The following is a 568-nucleotide window of genomic DNA, read 5'->3' on the forward strand; positions in this document are numbered from 1 at the left end:
ACCCCCAGCGGGACCACCTCTACGGGGAGTTCAAGCGCGACCCGGACGTGATCTGCTTCGAGTACGCCGACCAGGTCCCCGACGAGTTCGAGGTCGACTGGGAGAAGATGCTCGACAAGACCCTCAAGGGACCGATAGAGCGCGTGATAGAGGCGCTCGGCATGTCGTGGGAGGAGGTCAAGACGGGCCAAGAGCAGACGGGGCTCGGCTCGTTCATGTGACCGACGGCGAGGCGAAACGCCGGTCGTCGAAAGCACTTTTCGATCGGAAGAAAATTTCTTGGTGGATCTGCGATTTTTGAGGCGGAGATGCGTAACCGTTAACCCCCGCAACACCCACTGTTCGCACACGAGGCACGAGAACACAATGGCAACTCTCGAAATCAACGACCTTCGGGCACGAGTGGCCGAAGAGGGCGGTGAACGGATCCTTCGCGGCGTCGACCTGACCGTCGAGTCCGGGGACATCCACGCGCTGATGGGTCCCAACGGCTCGGGCAAGTCGACGCTGGCGAAGGTGATCGCCGGCCATCCGGCCTACGAGGTGACCGACGGGTCGGTCTCCCTCA

Annotated in this window: 2 protein-coding genes; both read left to right on the plus strand. The window is 62.1% G+C overall.

The window, feature by feature from the left end; all coding sequences use genetic code 11:
- Positions 1 to 221, plus strand: a 221-nt coding sequence (locus D3D02_RS18645) for a hypothetical protein (RefSeq protein WP_147435729.1), incomplete at its 5' end; no start/stop codon positions are given.
- Between the two features lie 145 nt (positions 222 to 366).
- The coding region (locus D3D02_RS18650; protein ID WP_121571345.1) for an ATP-binding cassette domain-containing protein at positions 367 to 568 on the plus strand (202 nt) is incomplete at its 3' end.

The sequence above is a fragment of the Halobellus sp. Atlit-38R genome (assembly GCF_003665925.1).
In the GTDB taxonomy this organism is placed as follows: Archaea; Halobacteriota; Halobacteria; order Halobacteriales; family Haloferacaceae; genus Haloquadratum; species Haloquadratum inordinatus.